Origin of the sequence: Variovorax sp. J22G73 (genome assembly GCF_030317035.1) — a bacterium.
Classification (GTDB): Bacteria; Pseudomonadota; Gammaproteobacteria; order Burkholderiales; family Burkholderiaceae_C; genus Variovorax.
On sequence record NZ_JASZYK010000012.1, the window covers coordinates 196,791 to 213,068 of the forward strand.

Genomic DNA, 16,278 nt, shown 5'->3' on the forward strand with positions numbered 1-16,278 from the left:
TAGAAGAACGGAAGATACAACCACGACAAACTTGTCGCACTGCAAGTGCCAAAAGGCGACTTGGCACACACTTCAGCGCGCCAACCCAGATGCCACGCGCTGCAAACAACACGCAGCCCAGCACGTACAGCGCTCCGAATCGATGCGCGCCTCATCGCTTTGTCGACAATTTCAAGCAATCAATGTCGACAACCCAGGCACAGGACTTGCAAAAACCCCTCCGCCGCATCCCGCCATGCACCGCCATGGCCCACCCCTTCGGAGCCCTCATGACCTCGCCCACCTCCCCCGAACCCCACACCCTCGACCCCGCCGCCGTCGTCGACGAGTTCCTTCGCCTGGTGATGATTCCCGACCCCGAGTCGGCCTCGCGCTACACCGCGCCCGGCATCCGCATCCGCTTCACCGGCAACCGCCCGATGCAGGCGCCCGGCGACACCTCGGCCTTCAACGCCAAGCGCTACGCCTGGGTGAAGAAGAAGATCGAGCGCACCGAAACCGTGGCCGGCGGCACGTCCGAGGCCACGGTGGTCTACAGCCTGGGCACGCTCTACGGCGCCTGGCCCGACGGCACCGCGTTCGAAGACAACCGCTACGTCGACCGCTACGTGGTGAGCCACGGGCTCATCGTGCAGATGGACGTGTGGAACGACAGCGCCGAATGGCTGCTGGTGCGCGCCGGCCTCGCGGTGCTGTGAGGCGCGGCGCATGAGCACCCGCTGGCCCGACCGGCTCCCCACGCACGACCGCTTCGACTACCGGCCCATCACGCGGCGCCCCGACCACGTGTGGCCCAACGGCGCGCGGCTGGCGGTGTACATAGGTTTCAACGTGGAGCATTTCGCGTTCGGCGACGGGCTGGGCGCGTGCATCGGCCCGGCCTCGCCGCAGCCCGACGTGCTCAACCACGGCTGGCGCGAGTACGGCAACCGGGTGGGCGCGTGGCGCTGCCTGGAACTGTTCGATGCGCTCGCGCTGCCCACCGGCGCGCTCATCAACACGGCGCTGTACGACCACTGCCCGGAGCTGGTGCAGGCGCTGGTGGCGCGCGGCGACGAGCTGATCGGCCACGGCCACAGCAACGCCGAGCGCCAGGGCGTGCTCGACGAAACGCACGAGCGCGCGCTGCTGCAGCGCTGCCGCGAGCGCATGGTGCGCGAGAGCGGCCAGGCGCCTTCGGGCTGGCTGTCGCCGTGGATTTCCGAAAGCGCCCTCACGCTCGACCTGCTGGCCGAGACGGGCTACGCCTACACGCTGAACTGGTGCCACGACGACCAGCCGATCCGCATGCGCACGCGCGGCGGCGGCGCGCTGTGGTCGGTGCCGTATCCGCAGGAGCTCAACGACATTCCGATGATCGTCGGCCGCCTGATGGACGCGAAGGACTTCAGCGCGATGGTGGTCGACAACTTCGAGGAGATGCTGCTGCAGTCGCGCAGCCAGCCGCTGGTGATGGGCCTGGCGCTGCACCCGTACATCGTGGGCCAGCCGTACCGGCTGCGGCACCTGCGCACGGCGCTCGCGCACCTGGCGCGGGCGCGCGACCGCGGCGACATCTGGTTCACCACGCCGGGCGCCATCGCGGCCCACATGACGCAACTGGCCGGCGACCGGCCCGGAGAGTTCGAGTGAGCGAAGCGGCGGCCGGGCTCGCTGCGCGAACAGCGCCGGAGCCCGAGCCCGAGCCTGCGCCTGCGCCTGCGCGTGCCCCGGTCGGCGAAGACATCGAGGCGCGCATCTACCGCGCGGTGTTCGAAGGCGTGACCCACCAGCGCCTGGCACCCGGCACCAAGCTGCCCGAGGCCGCGCTGTGCGAGCTGTTCGGCGTGAGCCGCGCGCTGGTGCGCAAGGTGCTGCAGCGGCTGGCGCACGACCACATCGTGCAGCTGCGGCCCAACCGCGGCGCCATCGTCGCGAAGCCCTCGCCGGAAGAAACGCGGCAGATCTTCGAGGCGCGCCGCGCGCTCGAGGCCGCGCTGGTGCGCATGGCCGTGCGCCACGCGACCCAGGCCGAGCTGGCCGAACTGCGGCTGCACCTGCAGCAAGAGCACGCGGCCATGCACCGCCACACGCAGCCCGAATGGGCGCGGCTGGCCAGCGCGTTCCACCTGCGCGTGGCGCGGCTGGCGCGCAACCCGATATTGGAGCGCTACCTCACGGAGCTGATGTCGCGCTGCTCACTGATCGTGGCGCTGTACGAGCCGCCCGGCCATGCGGCGTGCGAGCACGGCGAGCATGCGGCGGTGGTCGATGCCATCGCGCTCGGCGACGCGGACGCGGCCGTGCGGCTGATGGAAGCGCACCTGCTGGTGCTGGAGGCAAACGTGGTGCTCGAGCGGCCGGCGGTGCAGCGCAGCCTGGGGCAGATGCTGGGGTTGGGCTAGGCCGAGCCCCGCCGAAGCCCGAGCCCTTCAGATCTCGATCTTCGAGCCCAGCTCCACCACCGCGTTGTTCGGCAGCCCCAGGAAGGCGGCCGCGCCGCTCGCGTTGTGGTGCATCTGCGCGAACAGCTTCTCGCGCCACGGCGCCATGCCGCTGCCCAGCGTGGGAATCACCACGTCGCGCGAGAGAAAGTAGCTGGTCGTCATCGGCTCGAGCTGGCAGCCCCGCAGGCGCGCGTTGTCGAGCGCGCGCGGCAGGTCGATGTCGTTCTTGAAGCCGTAGTGCACGATCACCTGCCAGCAGTGATTGCCGAGCGCGTCGATCTCGATGCGCTTGTCCATCGGGATCCAGGGCACCTCGTGGTTGCGCACGGTGACGAACATGTTCTGCTCGTGCAGCACCTTGTTGTGCTTCAGGTTGTGCAGCAGCGCGTTGGGCACGGTGCCGGGCTCGGCCGTGAGGAACACCGCCGTGCCTTCCACCCGCACCGGCGGGCTCACGAACACCGAGCCTAGAAAGGACTTGAGGTCGATCGCGTCCGCATGCTGTGCCTCGCCCATCAGGCGCCGGCCTTCCTTCCACGTGATCATCAGCGTGAAGACGAAGCCGCCGATCATCAGCGGGAACCAGCCGCCTTCGAACAGCTTGAGCAGGTTCGAGGCGAAGAACATGAAGTCGACGAAGAAGAAGATGGCCGTGGAGCCGATGCACAGCGCCAGCGGCAGCTTCCACGCATAGCGGATCACGAAGAAGGTCAGCACCGTGGTGATGAGCATGTCGGTGGTCACGGCAATGCCGTAGGCCGCGGCCAGGCTGCTCGACGAGCGGAACATGACCACCGCCAGCACGATGGCCACGAACAGCCCCCAGTTGACCAGCGGAATGTAGATTTGCCCGGCCGTGCGCACGCTGGTGTGCTCGATGTTCAGGCGCGGCAGGTAGCCCAGCTGGATGACCTGGCGCGTGACGCTGAACGCGCCGGTGATGAGCGCCTGCGAGGCGATCACCGTGGCCAGCGTGGCCAGCAGCACCAGCGGAATCAGCGCCCACTCGGGCGCCATCATGAAGAACGGGTTCTTCACCGCCTCGGGGTTCTCCAGCAGCAGCGCGCCCTGGCCGAAGTAGTTCAGCGTCAGGGCCGGCATCACCACCGAGAACCACGCCAGGCGGATCGGGCGCTTGCCGAAGTGGCCGAGGTCGGCGTACAGCGCCTCGGCGCCGGTCACGCACAGCACGGTGGCGCCCAGCAGGATGAAGCTGGTGCCGGGGTTGTCCCAGATGAACTTCAGCGCATAGAACGGGTTCAGCGCCTTCAGGATCTCGGGGTGGTGCAGGATCTGCGACACGCCCAGCACGGCGATGGCCAGGAACCACACCAGCGTGACCGGCCCGAAGAACTTGCCGATGCCCGCCGTGCCGCGCTTCTGCACCACGAACAGGCAGAACAGCACGACCAGCGTGAGCGGGATCACATAGTGCGAGAAGTGCGGCGACACCACCTCCAGGCCCTCGACCGCCGACAGCACCGAGATGGCCGGCGTGATGACCCCGTCGCCATAGAAAAGCGAGGTGCCGAAGATGCCGACCACCAGCAGCACGTGGCGCAGCCGGGGCTTGTCGGCCACCGCCCGGGACGCCAGCGCGAGCATGGCGACCAGGCCGCCCTCTCCCTCGTTGTCGGCCCGCAGCACCAGCACCACGTACTTGATGGAGACGATGACGGTCAGCGTCCAGAAGAACATCGACAGGATGCCGTAGACGTTCTCCACGGTGAACGGCACGTGGCCGTGGCCGAACACTTCCTTGACGGCATACAGCACGCTGGTGCCGATGTCGCCATAGACGACGCCGATGGCGCCGACGATCAGGCCGGCGGAGAGAGATTTGGGGGCTGACACGAGGTCGATGGGAAAAGGGCAGGCAACAGGTTTCGACGCGTCAGACACGCCGGGGTGCGACAAGGGCGAACATCTGTCCGCGCGCCCGCATCACCCCTCCCGCCCTTTTGTTTCCGTTGCTGTGGGGCCGCTATTTTGCCGTTGCTTGCGCACGGTGCAAGCCGAGCCCCTCCAGATTTAGAGCTTCATTCGTATATTTCGGCGTCCGGGTCGGTCGCTTCCATCTCGTAGCTGGCCGCCACCATGGCCAGCCGGCCGACCACGCCGTACATGTAGAAGCGGTTCGGCGCGCTGGCACCCGGCTTGGCGCCGGGCTGCGGCAGGTGCGTGCTTTCGGAGAAGGCCAGCGGCACGAAGCTCGCGCCCGGCAGCTTGAGGTTCTCGTCGGGCGCCTGCTCGGCGTGCACGCGGTAGAAGCCGCCCACCACGTAGCGGTCCATCATGTAGACGACCGGCTCGGCCACGCCGTTGTGCACGCGCTCGTTGGTGAGCACGCCTTCCTGCACGATCAGCTCGGTGGGCTCGCGCAGGTCGCGCCCAGCGGGGGTCTTGGCGGCCGAAGAGGTACTGGTGCGCGACTTGCCGATGAGCGACTCGACTTCTTTCGCGTCGCGCACCGTCACCACGCCCGGGCTGCCGCTGCCGCTGTGGCCGCCCTTGACGACCACGAACGGCTTCTCGTTGATGCCGTATTCCTTGTACTTGCGCCGCACCTTGGTGAGCACCGCGTCCACGTGGCTGGTCAGCACGTCGATGCCGCGGCCTTCGGCCACGTCCACGCCTTCGGCGCGCGCATAGATCGGGTTGATGAGCCAGGGGTCGATGCCCAGCAGCTTGCCGAAGCGCTTGGAAAGCTCTTCGTAGCTGTGCAGGTGGTTGCTCTTGCGGCGCACCGACCAGCCCGCATGCAGCGGCGGCAGCAGATACTGCTCGTGCAGGTCTTCGAGGATGCCGGGCGTTCCCGCCGAAAGCTCGTTGTTGAGCAGAATTGTGCAGGGATCGAAGTTTTTCAGACCCAGCCGACGCTTGGTGCGGACCACCGGCTCCAGCGTGACGGTGTCGCCGTTGGGCAACTCGATCTTCTTGGGCGACTTGATGGCCGGGTCGATGGACCCGATACGCACGTTGAGCCCCGCCATGTGGAAGATGCGCACCAGTTGCGCGACGTTGGCGAGATAAAAGGTGTTCTTCGAATGATTTTCCGGAATGACGAGCAGGTTGCGCGCCTCCGGACAGATCTTCTCGATGGCGGCCTGCGCGGCCTGCACCGCCAGCGGCAGCATCTCCTTGGTGAGGTTGTTCCAGCCGCCGGGAAACAGGCTGGTGTCCACCGGCGCCAGCTTGAAGCCGGCGTTGCGGATGTCTACGGCGCTGTAGAACGGCGGCGTGTGCTCCATCCACTCGAGCCGGAACCAGCGCTCGATGGCGGGCATCGAGTCGAGCACCCGCTGCTCCAGTTCATTGATCGGGCCGGTCAGGGCGGTGACGAGATGCGGAACCATGCGGCGGCCTTGTTGGTTTTGTGCTTAAAGGTGGAGCGGAATTGTAGGATTTGGGGATGGCCGCCCCAATGACAAGACGGCGCGAAGGCGCATCAAGTCCGGACCTCGCCCTGCCCGAGCACCACGTACTTGAGCGAGGTCAGGCCTTCGATGCCCACCGGGCCGCGGGCGTGGAACTTGTCCGTGCTGATGCCGATTTCTGCACCCAGCCCGAACTCGAAGCCGTCCGCGAAGCGTGTGCTCGCATTGACCATCACGCTGGCCGAATCGACCTCGCGCAGGAAGCGCTGGGCGTGCACGTGGTCGCGCGTGACGATGGCATCGGTGTGGTGGCTCGAATAGCGGTTGATGTGGGCAATGGCTTCGTCCACGCCCGACACCACCTTGATGCTGATCACGGCGGCGAGGTATTCCTCGGACCAGTCGGACTCGACGGCATCGACGATCCTGGCCTGCGCACCCACGCTTCCTTCGGCCCCTTCGGCGCGCAGGATTGCCGCGGCCGCCGGGTCGCAGCGCATCTCCACGCCCTTGGCCGCGAACACGGCGGCAATCTCGGGCAGGAAGTCTTCGGCCACCGCGGCCGACACCAGCAGGCCTTCGGCGGCGTTGCAGGGGCTGTACTTCTGGGTCTTGGCGTTGTCGACGATGCGCAGCGCCATGTCGAACTCGGCCGTGTCGTCCACGTACACGTGGCAGTTGCCGTCCAGGTGCTTGATGACCGGCACCTTGGCGTCGCGGCTGATGCGCTCGATCAGGCCCTTGCCGCCGCGCGGAATGATCACGTCGACGAATTCGGGCATGGCGATGAGCTGGCCGACGGCTTCGCGGTCGGTGGTCTGCACCAGCTGCACCGCTTCCACCGGCAGGCCGGCCTCGGCCAGCGACTCGGACACCAGCAGCGCCAGCGCCTTGTTCGACTCGATGGCCTCCGAGCCGCCGCGCAGGATGGCCGCGTTGCCGCTCTTGATGGCCAGGCTCGCGGCCTCGATGGTCACGTTGGGGCGGCTCTCGTAGATCATGCCGAACACGCCGATGGGCACGCGCATCTGGCCCACTCGAATGCCGCTGGGCTGCTGCTTCATGCCGATGATTTCGCCGATGACGTCGGCCATGCCGGCGAGCTGCTCGCAGCCCAGGGCGACGGTCTCGATGACCTTGGGCGTGAGCTTCAGGCGGTCGACCATCGGGGCCGAGAGGCCGGCGGCGGTGGCGCGGGCCAGGTCTTTCTCGTTGGCGATCGCCAACCCCGGGCCGGCTTCGCGCAGGCGCCGGGCCAAGACCTTCAATGCTCTGTTTTTGGTAGCTGCATCCGCACGGGCCATGAGGAATGCAGCGGCTTTGGCTTGCAGACCAAGGGTCTGCATGTGCTCGCTGACGTTGAACGCGTTCATGCCGCTATTTTCCCACGCCGACCTGTGGCCCGGATGACACAGGCTTTTCGATGGCTCGCGCGCTCGCGGCCCCGGCCTTCGCTCAGCCGCGCCGCGGTGCCGCCGCCGCGCTGCTGCACGCGCGGCACAGCATCAGCGCCAGCCGCTGCAGCGACTGCCAGCCGCTCGCGGGCCAGTCGGGCTGCTTCAGCCCCTTCACGATGCCGTCCACCAGGTGCGCGGCGCGCAGCAGCCGGGCCAGCATGCGGTCGTCCAGCCGCGGCAGCACGCGCTCGAAGGCGCGCTCGCGCGGGCCCCAGATGCGGTTTTCGCGCAGCGCCATCGGCAGCGGCCGGCCCGATGCCATGGCGTCCTTCACGCGCTTGAGTGCGCGAATGTCCTCGGCGATGGTGTAGTGCACCAGCACCTCGGCCTCGCCCTCGGCCTGCAGGCCGTCGAGCATGCGCGCCACGCGCTGCGGGTTGCCGGCCAGCACCGCCTCCGACAGCTTGAACACGTCGTAGCGCGCCACGTTGTTGACCGCGCCTTCGACCTGCTCCCAGCTCAGCTCGCCGGCCGGATGCAGCAGCGCCAGCTTCTGGATTTCCTGGTGCGCGGCCAGCAGGTTGCCTTCGACGCGGTCGGCGAAGAACTGCAGCGTGCGCTGGCCTTCGTCGCCGGCCATCACGCGCTGGCCTTGCTGGCCCAGGCGCTGCGCGATCCATTGCGGCAGCGCGTTGCGCTCGATGGGCTCGACCTGGATGCTCGCGCCGTTGTTCTCCAGCGCGGAGAACCAGGCGCCGGTGCGCGTGGCCTTGTCCAGCCGCGGCAGCATCACCAGCGTGAGCGTGCTGTCGTTGCCGGGCGCGGCCTCGGCCATCTGCTGCAGCGCGGCGCTGCCGTCCTTGCCGGGCTTGCCCGAGGGAATGCGGATCTCGACGATCTGCTTGTCGGCGAACAGAGACAGCGACCCGCCCGCGGCCAGCACCGCGCTCCAGTCGAAGTGCGCGCCGGCCACGGTGTACGAGCTGCGCTCGGTGTAGCCCTGCGTGCGCGCCGCCGCGCGAATGGCGTCGGCCGCTTCCTGCGCGAGCAGCGGCTCGTCGCCGTGGATGGTGTAGAGCGGCTTCAGCCCCTTCTGCAGGTGGGCTGCGAGCTGGGCGCTGGCAAGTTGCATGGAATTGAAATGACCCGGGCGCGCAGCCTCAGAGTTCCTTGACGGCGGCCAGCCGGCGCATCAGCTGCTGTGCGATGTCCGACTGCATGTCGCGGAACAGCAGGTCGGCTTCGCCTTCCTTGGCCAGCGCGTTGGTTTCGTTGAAGCTCAGGTCGCGCGTCTGCGAGACCTCGGTGGCGGGCAGCAGGTCCTTGCCGCCCGGCGTGCGCAGGCGGAAGCGCACGCTCAGTTGCAGCTGCAGCTCGCGCACCAGGCCGGCCGAGTTGGTGGAGATGACGAAGCGGTTGCGGTTCTCGCCCAGGATCTCGAGCACCGCATCGGCGGTCGAGATGACGGGCGGGCTGCCTGCCACGACGGGCTCCGGCGTCACCACCGTCACCGTGCCGGTGGCCCGCAGCTCGCGCCGGATCTGGTTGATCATGGCCGAGTTGCCCGACACCGACAGCGTCTTGAACGCGAAGACCGGCGCCTTGCGCAGCTCGAAGCCGCAACCGGCCAGGCCCAGCGAGGCGCCTGCCGCCACCAAACCCAGGAGAAAGCCGCGGCGCGGCTGCGAGACAGTGCGAGTGTTCATGCTTGAGTCGTTCGTCAGAGAACCACGTTGACCAGGCGGCCGGGAACCACGATCACGCGCTTGGGCGGCGCGCCCTCGGCGAAGGCGACGAAGTCGTCGCAGGCGAGCGCCAGCTTCTCGATCTCGTCCTTGGAGGCGCCGGCCGGCACCAGCAGCTTGCCGCGCAGCTTGCCGTTGACCTGCAGCATCAGCTCGATCTCGTCCTGCACCAGCGCGCCGACGTCGACCGTGGGCCAGGCCGCGTCGAGCAGGCCGCCCAGGTCCTTGTCGTAGCCGAGCTCGTTCCACAGCTGCTGCGCGATGTGCGGCGTGGCCGGGTACATGCAGCGCAGCAGGATGCCGAAGCCCTCGCGCAGCGCGGCCGCGTCGCCCTTGCTGCCGTCGGGCTTGAAGCCTTCGAGCGCGTTGAGCAGCTTCATCGCGCCCGACACCACGGTGTTGTATTGCATGCGCTGGTAGTCGTAATCGACCTGGCGCAGCACGGTATGAACCTCGCGGCGCAGCGCCTGGGCGCCCTTGCCCAAGGTCTGGCCGGCCAGCGCGACGGGCGCCACCTCGGCCTGCGCGGCACCGAAGTTCCACACGCGGCGCAGGAAGCGGTAGCTGCCTTCGACGGCCGCGTCGTTCCACTCGAGCGTGGCTTCGGGCGGCGCGGTGAACATGGTGTACAGGCGCGCGGTGTCGGCGCCGTACTTCTCGATCAGGTCCTGCGGGTCGACGCCGTTGCGCTCGCTCTTGCCCATCTTGCCCACGCCGCCGTACTCGACCCGGGTGCCGTCGGCGGTGGTGCCGCCCGTGATGCGGCCCTGCGCGTCGAGCACGGTCGTCACCTCGGTGGGCGGGAAGTAGTCCTTGCCGCCCTTCTCGTTGCGCTTGTAGAAGATGTGGTTGAGCACCATGCCCTGCGTGAGCAGCTTGCTGAAGGGCTCGTCGGCCTTCACCAGGCCCAGGTCGCGCATCACCTTGGTCCAGAAGCGTGCGTACAGCAGGTGAAGAATCGCGTGCTCGATGCCGCCGATGTACTGGTCCATCGGCATCCAGTAATTGGCGCCCTCGGCGACCATGGCCTGGTCGTTCTTGGGGTCGCAGTAGCGCATGAAGTACCACGACGAATCGACGAAGGTGTCCATCGTGTCGGTCTCGCGCCGCGCGGCCTTGCCGCACACGGGGCACACCACGCCGGCGTGGAAGCCTTCGTGCTTGTTCAGCGGGTTGCCGGAGCCGTCGGGCACGCAGTCGGTGGGCAGCACCACGGGCAGGTCCTTCTCGGGGACCGGCACCGCGCCGTGCTCTTCGCAATGGATGATCGGGATCGGCGTGCCCCAGTAGCGCTGGCGGCTCACGCCCCAGTCGCGCAGGCGCCAGGTGGTCTGCAACTCGCCCAGGCCCTTCTGGCCCAGGGCATGCGCCACGGCGGCCACGGCCTCCTTGTAGGTCATGCCGCTGAAGTTGTCGGAGTTGATGGTGATGCCGCGCTGCTTGTCGCCGTACCAGTCCTGCCACTTGTGATAGTCGAAGTGCGGCTCGTCGTCCACCAGCACCACCTGGATGATCTCGATGCCGTACTTGTTGGCGAAGGCGAAGTCGCGCTCGTCGTGCGCGGGCACGCCCATGACGGCGCCGTCGCCGTAGCCGATCAGCACGTAGTTGCCGACCCACACGGGCACCTGCTCGTCGGTGATCGGGTGCGTCACCGTGAGGCCGGTGGGCACGCCCTTTTTCTCCTGCGTGGCGAGCTCGGCCTCGGTGGTGCCACCGTTCTTGCACTCCTCGATGAAGGCCGCGACCTTCGGGTCGAGCGTGGCGGCGTGCGCGGCCAGCGGGTGCTCGGGCGCCACGGCGCAGAACGTCACGCCCATGATGGTGTCGGCGCGCGTGGTGAACACGTACATCCGGCCGTCCTGGATCGGCTTGCCGCCCGCGTCCTTGATGTCGTGCGTGAAGGCGAAGCGCAGGCCTTCGCTCTTGCCGATCCAGTTCTCCTGCATCAGCTTCACGCGCTCGGGCCAGCCCGGCAGCTTGTGCTGGGTGTGCTCGAGCAGTTCTTCGGCGTAGTCGCTGATCTTCAGGTAGTAGCCCGGGATTTCACGGCGCTCGACCGTGGCGCCGGTGCGCCAGCCCTTGCCGTCGATCACCTGCTCGTTGGCCAGCACGGTCTGGTCGACCGGGTCCCAGTTCACGACCTGGGTCTTGCGGTAGGCAATGCCCTTTTCGAGCATCTTCAGGAACAGCCACTGGTTCCACTTGTAGTAGCTCGGGTCGCAGGTGGCGATCTCGCGGCTCCAGTCGATGGCCAGGCCCATGGCCTGGAGCTGGCCCTTCATGTAGGCGATGTTCTCGTAGGTCCACTTGGCCGGGGGCACGCCGTTTTTCAGGGCGGCGTTCTCGGCCGGCAGGCCGAAGGCGTCCCAGCCCATGGGCATCAGCACGTTGTAGCCGCTCATGCGCAGGTAGCGCGTGAGCATGTCGTTGATGGTGTAGTTGCGCACGTGGCCCATGTGCAGCTTGCCGCTGGGGTACGGCAGCATCGAGCAGGCGTAGTACTTCTTGCGGCTCGCGTCTTCGGTGACGCGGTAGGCATCGGCGGCGCTCCATTGCGCCTGGGCAGCGGACTCGACGTCGCTGGGTTTGTAGCTGGGGTTCATGTCGGCTCGGCAAGAGCCCGGCGCAAGGCGGCCGGGAACGCGGGATTATCGCGCCCGGGAGAAAGCCCCGGGCCGCAAACGCCGGCCGGGGGGCACGTAACCTGCGTGTTGCACCGGCCGCGCCTGCCCGGGCGCGGCTTTTTCGGTACGCAAGACCGCGCCCGTGGCCCGGATTTCGCATGCCACAATGTTTTTCGACCACAGGGACCGGCATGGGCAGCAACAGCGACAGCAGCAAACGCGACGGCGAAATCGGCGGAAAAAGCAGCGATTGGTGGCGCGGCGCGGTGATCTACCAGATCTATCCCCGCAGTTTCATGGACAGCAACGGCGACGGCATCGGCGACCTGCCCGGCATCACGTCCCGGCTCGAGCACGTGGCCCGCCTGGGCGTCGATGCCATCTGGGTCTCCCCCTTCTTCCGCTCCCCCATGAAGGACTTCGGCTACGACGTGTCCGACTACCGGGCGGTCGACCCGCTGTTCGGCACGCTGGCCGACTTCGACGCCATGCTCGCGCGCATGCATGCGCTGGGGCTGAAGCTCATCATCGACCAGGTGCTCTCGCACACCTCCGACCAGCATGCCTGGTTCACCGAGAGCCGCAGCAGCCGCGACAACCCCAAGGCCGACTGGTACGTGTGGGCCGACCCCCGGCCCGACGGCACCCCGCCGACCAACTGGCTGTCGGTGTTCGGCGGCTCGGCCTGGCAATGGGACTCGCGCCGGCGCCAGTACTACCTGCACAGCTTCCTGGCCGAGCAGCCCGACCTGAACTTCCACAGCGCCGAGGTGCAGCAGGCCCTGCTGGGCGAGGTGCGCTTCTGGTGCGAGCGCGGCGTGGACGGCTTTCGCTTCGACGCCTGCAACCACCAGTTCCACGACGCGCTGCTGCGCGACAACCCGCCGGCCACGCTGGCCTCCATCGACGAGGTCAGCACCGTGCGCGCGGACAACCCCTACGCGATGCAGCAGCACCTGTACGACAAGAGCCAGACCGAGAACCTGGCGTTTCTCGAAAGCCTGCGCCGCCTGCTCGACGGCTACGGCGCAGTGGCGCTGGGCGAGGTCGGCGACGAAAACGCACCGCCCGTGATGGCGCAGTACACCGAGCTGGGCAAGCGCCTGCACCTGGCCTACAGCTTCAGCCTGCTAACGGCCGAGCACAGCCCGGCGCACCTGCGCCACCAAGTCGAGGCGCTCGACCACGCGCTGGCACCCACCGGCGGCTGGGGCTGCTGGGCGGTGTCCAACCACGACGTGCCGCGCGTCGCCACCCGCTGGAGCGGCGGCGGCCCGCCCGACACCCGGCGCGACCGGCTCTGGCTGGCGCTGCTGCTCACGCTGCGCGGCAGCGCCAGCATCTACCAGGGCGAAGAGCTGGGCCTGCCCGAGGCCGAGGTGCCCTTCGAGTTGCTGCAAGACCCCTACGGCCGCGCCTTCTGGCCTGAGTTCAAGGGCCGCGACGGCTGCCGCACTCCGCTGGCGTGGACCTCCGAGTCGCCCCACGGCGGCTTCACCACCGGCACGCCCTGGCTGCCGGTGCACGGCGCGCACCTGCCGCTGGCCGTCGAGCAGCAGGCCGACGACCCCGGTTCGATGCTCGCCTTCAGCCGCGCGCTGCTGCACTGGCGCCGCGCGCAGCCGCTGCTGCGCACCGGCGGCATCACCTTCTTCGACGCGCCCGAGCCGCTGCTGCACTTCGAGCGGCGCAGCGGGCGCCAGTCGCTGCAGGCCGTGTTCAATTTTTCGGGCGAGCCGGTGTCAATGCCGCTGCCCGAAGGCGTGTTGCCCCTTGTCGGACAACCGCTGTCGGCCACCGCCGTCGTGCAGGGCACGGGTGACAGGCGCATGCTGGTGCTGTCGCCGTACGGCGTCTTCATCGGCGTGCCTGCCGGTGAAGCTACCGGCGCGGGAACCGACTGACCACCATGCCCCTGAAGCCGCTGCCCGAATCCGAAGTCCATGCGCTGATGCGTGCCGAGCACGGCGACCCCTTCGCCGTGCTGGGGCCGCACGAGACACCCGAAGGCCTGGTCGTGCGCGCCCTGCTGCCCGGCGCGCAGCGCGTGGCCGTGCTGCACTCGCGCACCGGCTGGCCGCTGGCCATCCTCACGCGCCACGAGGAGTCGGACCTGTTCAGCGGCCTCGTGCCCGCGGCCGAGGCCCGCATGGGCTATTCGTTCCAGGTCGACTGGGACTCGCACACCTCGCGCCTCGAAGACCCCTACCGCTTTCCCTTCGTGCTCGGCGAGACCGACGTGTGGCTGCTGGCCGAGGGCACGCACCTGCGGCCCTGGGAGCGGCTGGGCGCGCACCTGCGCGAGATGGACGGCGTGAAGGGCGTGGCCTTTGCCGTGTGGGCGCCGAACGCGCGGCGCGTGTCGGTGGTCGGCAACTTCAACAACTGGGACGGCCGGCGCCACGCGATGCGGCTGCGCCGCGAGTGCGGCGTGTGGGAAATCTTCGCGCCGCACGTGACCGTGGGCGACAGCTACGAGTTCGAGATTCTCTCGGCGCACGGCGACGTGCTGCGCAAGGCCGACCCGTTCGCCTTCTCGGCGCAGCTGCGCCCCGACACCGCCTGCGTGGTGCAGCCCCTGCCCGCCCCCGTGAAGATGCCCGAGGGCCGCGCCGAAGCCAACGAGCGCCATGCCCCCCTCAGCATCTACGAGGTGCACCTGGGTTCGTGGCGCCGCAAGAACGGCCACGAGTGGCTGGACTACCGCGAGCTGGCCGACACGCTGGTGCCCTACGTGCGCGACCTGGGCTTCACGCACATCGAGCTGCTGCCGATCAGCGAGCACCCCTTCGACGGGTCGTGGGGCTACCAGCCGATCGGCCTGTACGCGCCGACCTCGCGCTTCGGCACGCCCGGCGACTTCAGGCACTTCGTGGAGGCCGCGCACGCGGCGGGCCTGGGCGTGATCCTCGACTGGGTGCCCGCCCACTTTCCGACCGACGCGCACGGCCTGGGCAATTTCGACGGCACGCCGCTGTACGAGTACGCCGACCCGCGCGAGGGCTTCCACAACGACTGGCAGACGCTGATCTTCAACTACGCGCGCACCGAGGTGCGCAACTACCTGGTCGGCAATGCGCTGTACTGGCTGGAGCGCTACGGCGTGGACGGCCTGCGCGTGGACGCGGTGGCCTCGATGCTCTACCGCGACTACAGCCGCAAGGCCGGCGAGTGGGTACCCAACGTGCTGGGCGGGCGCGAGAACCTGGAGGCCATCGATTTCCTGCGGCGCATGAACCGCGTGGTGGGCGTCGAGCGGCCCGGCGCCATCACCCTGGCCGAGGAATCGACCAGCTTCCCCGGCGTGACCCGCCCGCCGGAAGACGGCGGGCTGGGCTTTCACTACAAATGGAACATGGGGTGGATGAACGACACCCTGGCCTACGCCGGCACCGACCCGCTGTACCGCAAGCACCATCACCAGCAGATCACCTTCGGGCTGATGTACGCCCACACCGAGAACTTCGTGCTGCCGCTGTCGCACGACGAGGTGGTGCACGGCAAGGGCTCGATGATCGGGCGCATGCCGGGCGACGAATGGCAGAAGTTCGCGGGGCTGCGCAACCTGTACGGCTACCTGTGGGCGTATCCGGGGAAGAAGCTGCTCTTCATGGGCGGCGAGTTTGCGCAGTACGCCGAGTGGAACGCCGACCGCGCGCTGGACTGGCACCTGCTGGAACATGCGTCGCACCAGGGGGTGCGGCGGCTGGTGCGGGACTTGAACAACGTGTACCGGCACTTTCCGGCGCTGCATGAGCTGGACAACGACGGGGCCGGGTTCGAGTGGATCGTGCATGACGATTCGGAACAGTCGGTGTTTGCTTTTGTGCGTCGGGCACGGGACGGCTCTTTTGTCGTGGTGGTCTGCAACTTCACGCCTGTGCCTCGGCATGGGTATCGGCTGGGGGTTCCTTGTGCCGGGGCGTATCGGGAGATTCTCAATACGGACGCTTCCGTCTATGGGGGGAGCGGGGTCGGCAACGGGGTTGTGTCTACGTCTTCGGTGCCTTGGCATGGAAAGGCGGCGTCTGTTGCTGTGAGCTTGCCGCCGTTGGGGACTGTGATGTGGGTGCTCGGTTGAGGGTGTGTTCAGGGGTTGGGTTTCCGGGGCCGGGTCTCGCCCCGGCGGGCGATCTACTTTCTTTTGCTTCGCCAAAAGAAAGTAGCCAAAGAAAAGGCGACCCTGCTGTCTGCGTCCCTTCGCTTCGCTACGGGCAACCTGCGGTGCTCGACGTAGAGGGGGGTCCGCAGAACTCGCTTCGCTCAAACAGCTGCGGCCCTGATCCCCTCTACATCTGCGCTCCTCGGCGCAGCCAGAAGGGCTTGAAAACCAAGCAGGCCATCGCTGCGCTCGGCGTGGCAGTTTCCCGGGCAGCGCCGCCGCGAAGCGGCAGCGTTGCCCCACGGGCCGAGCGCAGCAATGGCCCGTCCGGTTCCCCGCCCCTCTGGCTGCGCCGAGGAGCGGAGCGTTTCGCGGATCAGGGCTCGCCCTTGTTTGAGCGAAGCGAGTTTGGGCGAGACCCCGCGAAACGTGAGCACCGCAGGTTGCCCCGTAGCGCAGCGCAGGGGACGCAGACAGTGGGGTCGCCTTTTCCTTGCTTGGCGGCCTCAAATCCCAAGTGCAACGATGGGTTGGATATCGACATTCTGGTTGAAACAGTCTTCGAAGAGGACTTGCGCCGGAGTGCGGAACCCCAAGGTCTTGC

11 protein-coding genes are annotated in these 16,278 nt (G+C 68.0%); 5 read left to right on the forward strand and 6 right to left on the reverse strand.

All coding sequences use genetic code 11. From position 1 onward, the window contains the following. The first annotated feature begins 269 nt into the window (after positions 1–269). The 3 genes from QTI51_RS31595 to QTI51_RS31605 are packed head-to-tail and all read left to right on the forward strand — an operon-like array spanning position 270 to position 2,384. Positions 270–698 carry a nuclear transport factor 2 family protein gene (locus tag QTI51_RS31595; RefSeq protein ID WP_116912444.1) on the forward strand — a complete coding sequence of 143 codons (429 nt, stop codon included), beginning with the start codon at positions 270–272 and terminating at the stop codon, positions 696–698. A 10-nt stretch (positions 699–708) separates the two neighbouring features. Next, complete coding sequence (locus QTI51_RS31600) at positions 709–1,632, forward strand: polysaccharide deacetylase family protein (RefSeq protein ID WP_116912445.1); 924 nt, start codon at positions 709–711, stop codon at positions 1,630–1,632. Next, a complete protein-coding gene (locus QTI51_RS31605; RefSeq protein WP_116912446.1) occupies positions 1,629–2,384 on the forward strand; it encodes a GntR family transcriptional regulator in 756 nt (251 codons plus the stop codon). The genes QTI51_RS31600 and QTI51_RS31605 overlap by 4 nt, the downstream gene beginning before the upstream one ends. A gap of 27 nt (positions 2,385–2,411) precedes the next feature. Here QTI51_RS31605 and QTI51_RS31610 read toward each other — a convergent pair whose 3' ends face one another. From QTI51_RS31610 to leuS, 6 genes are all read right to left on the reverse strand, one after another. Then, positions 2,412–4,280, reverse strand: a complete 1,869-nt coding sequence (locus QTI51_RS31610; RefSeq protein ID WP_116912447.1) for a potassium transporter Kup — start codon at positions 4,278–4,280, stop codon at positions 2,412–2,414. A 185-nt stretch (positions 4,281–4,465) separates the two neighbouring features. Continuing rightward, positions 4,466–5,782 carry a glutamate--cysteine ligase gene (gene gshA, locus QTI51_RS31615; protein WP_286517127.1) on the reverse strand — a complete coding sequence of 439 codons (1,317 nt, stop codon included), beginning with the start codon at positions 5,780–5,782 and terminating at the stop codon, positions 4,466–4,468. Positions 5,783–5,874: 92 nt separating this feature from the next. After that, on the reverse strand, positions 5,875–7,176 hold the full coding sequence (locus tag QTI51_RS31620) for a glutamate-5-semialdehyde dehydrogenase (protein ID WP_116912449.1): 1,302 nt from the start codon (positions 7,174–7,176) through the stop codon (positions 5,875–5,877). 82 nt (positions 7,177–7,258) lie between these two features. Then, positions 7,259–8,332, reverse strand: a complete 1,074-nt coding sequence (gene holA, locus QTI51_RS31625; RefSeq protein ID WP_116912450.1) for a DNA polymerase III subunit delta — start codon at positions 8,330–8,332, stop codon at positions 7,259–7,261. Between the two features lie 28 nt (positions 8,333–8,360). Next, positions 8,361–8,906, reverse strand: a complete 546-nt coding sequence (locus tag QTI51_RS31630; protein ID WP_116912451.1) for an LPS-assembly lipoprotein LptE — start codon at positions 8,904–8,906, stop codon at positions 8,361–8,363. Positions 8,907–8,920: 14 nt separating this feature from the next. Continuing rightward, entirely contained in the window at positions 8,921–11,551 is a 2,631-nt protein-coding gene (leuS, locus tag QTI51_RS31635) for a leucine--tRNA ligase (protein WP_286517126.1), read from the reverse strand. Positions 11,552–11,763: 212 nt separating this feature from the next. Here leuS and QTI51_RS31640 point away from each other — a divergent pair, with 212 nt between their 5' ends. Next, on the forward strand, positions 11,764–13,476 hold the full coding sequence (locus tag QTI51_RS31640) for an alpha-glucosidase (protein ID WP_116912453.1): 1,713 nt from the start codon (positions 11,764–11,766) through the stop codon (positions 13,474–13,476). Between the two features lie 5 nt (positions 13,477–13,481). After that, entirely contained in the window at positions 13,482–15,653 is a 2,172-nt protein-coding gene (gene glgB / locus QTI51_RS31645; protein ID WP_116912454.1) for a 1,4-alpha-glucan branching protein GlgB, read from the forward strand. Positions 15,654–16,278: the final 625 nt, after the last annotated feature.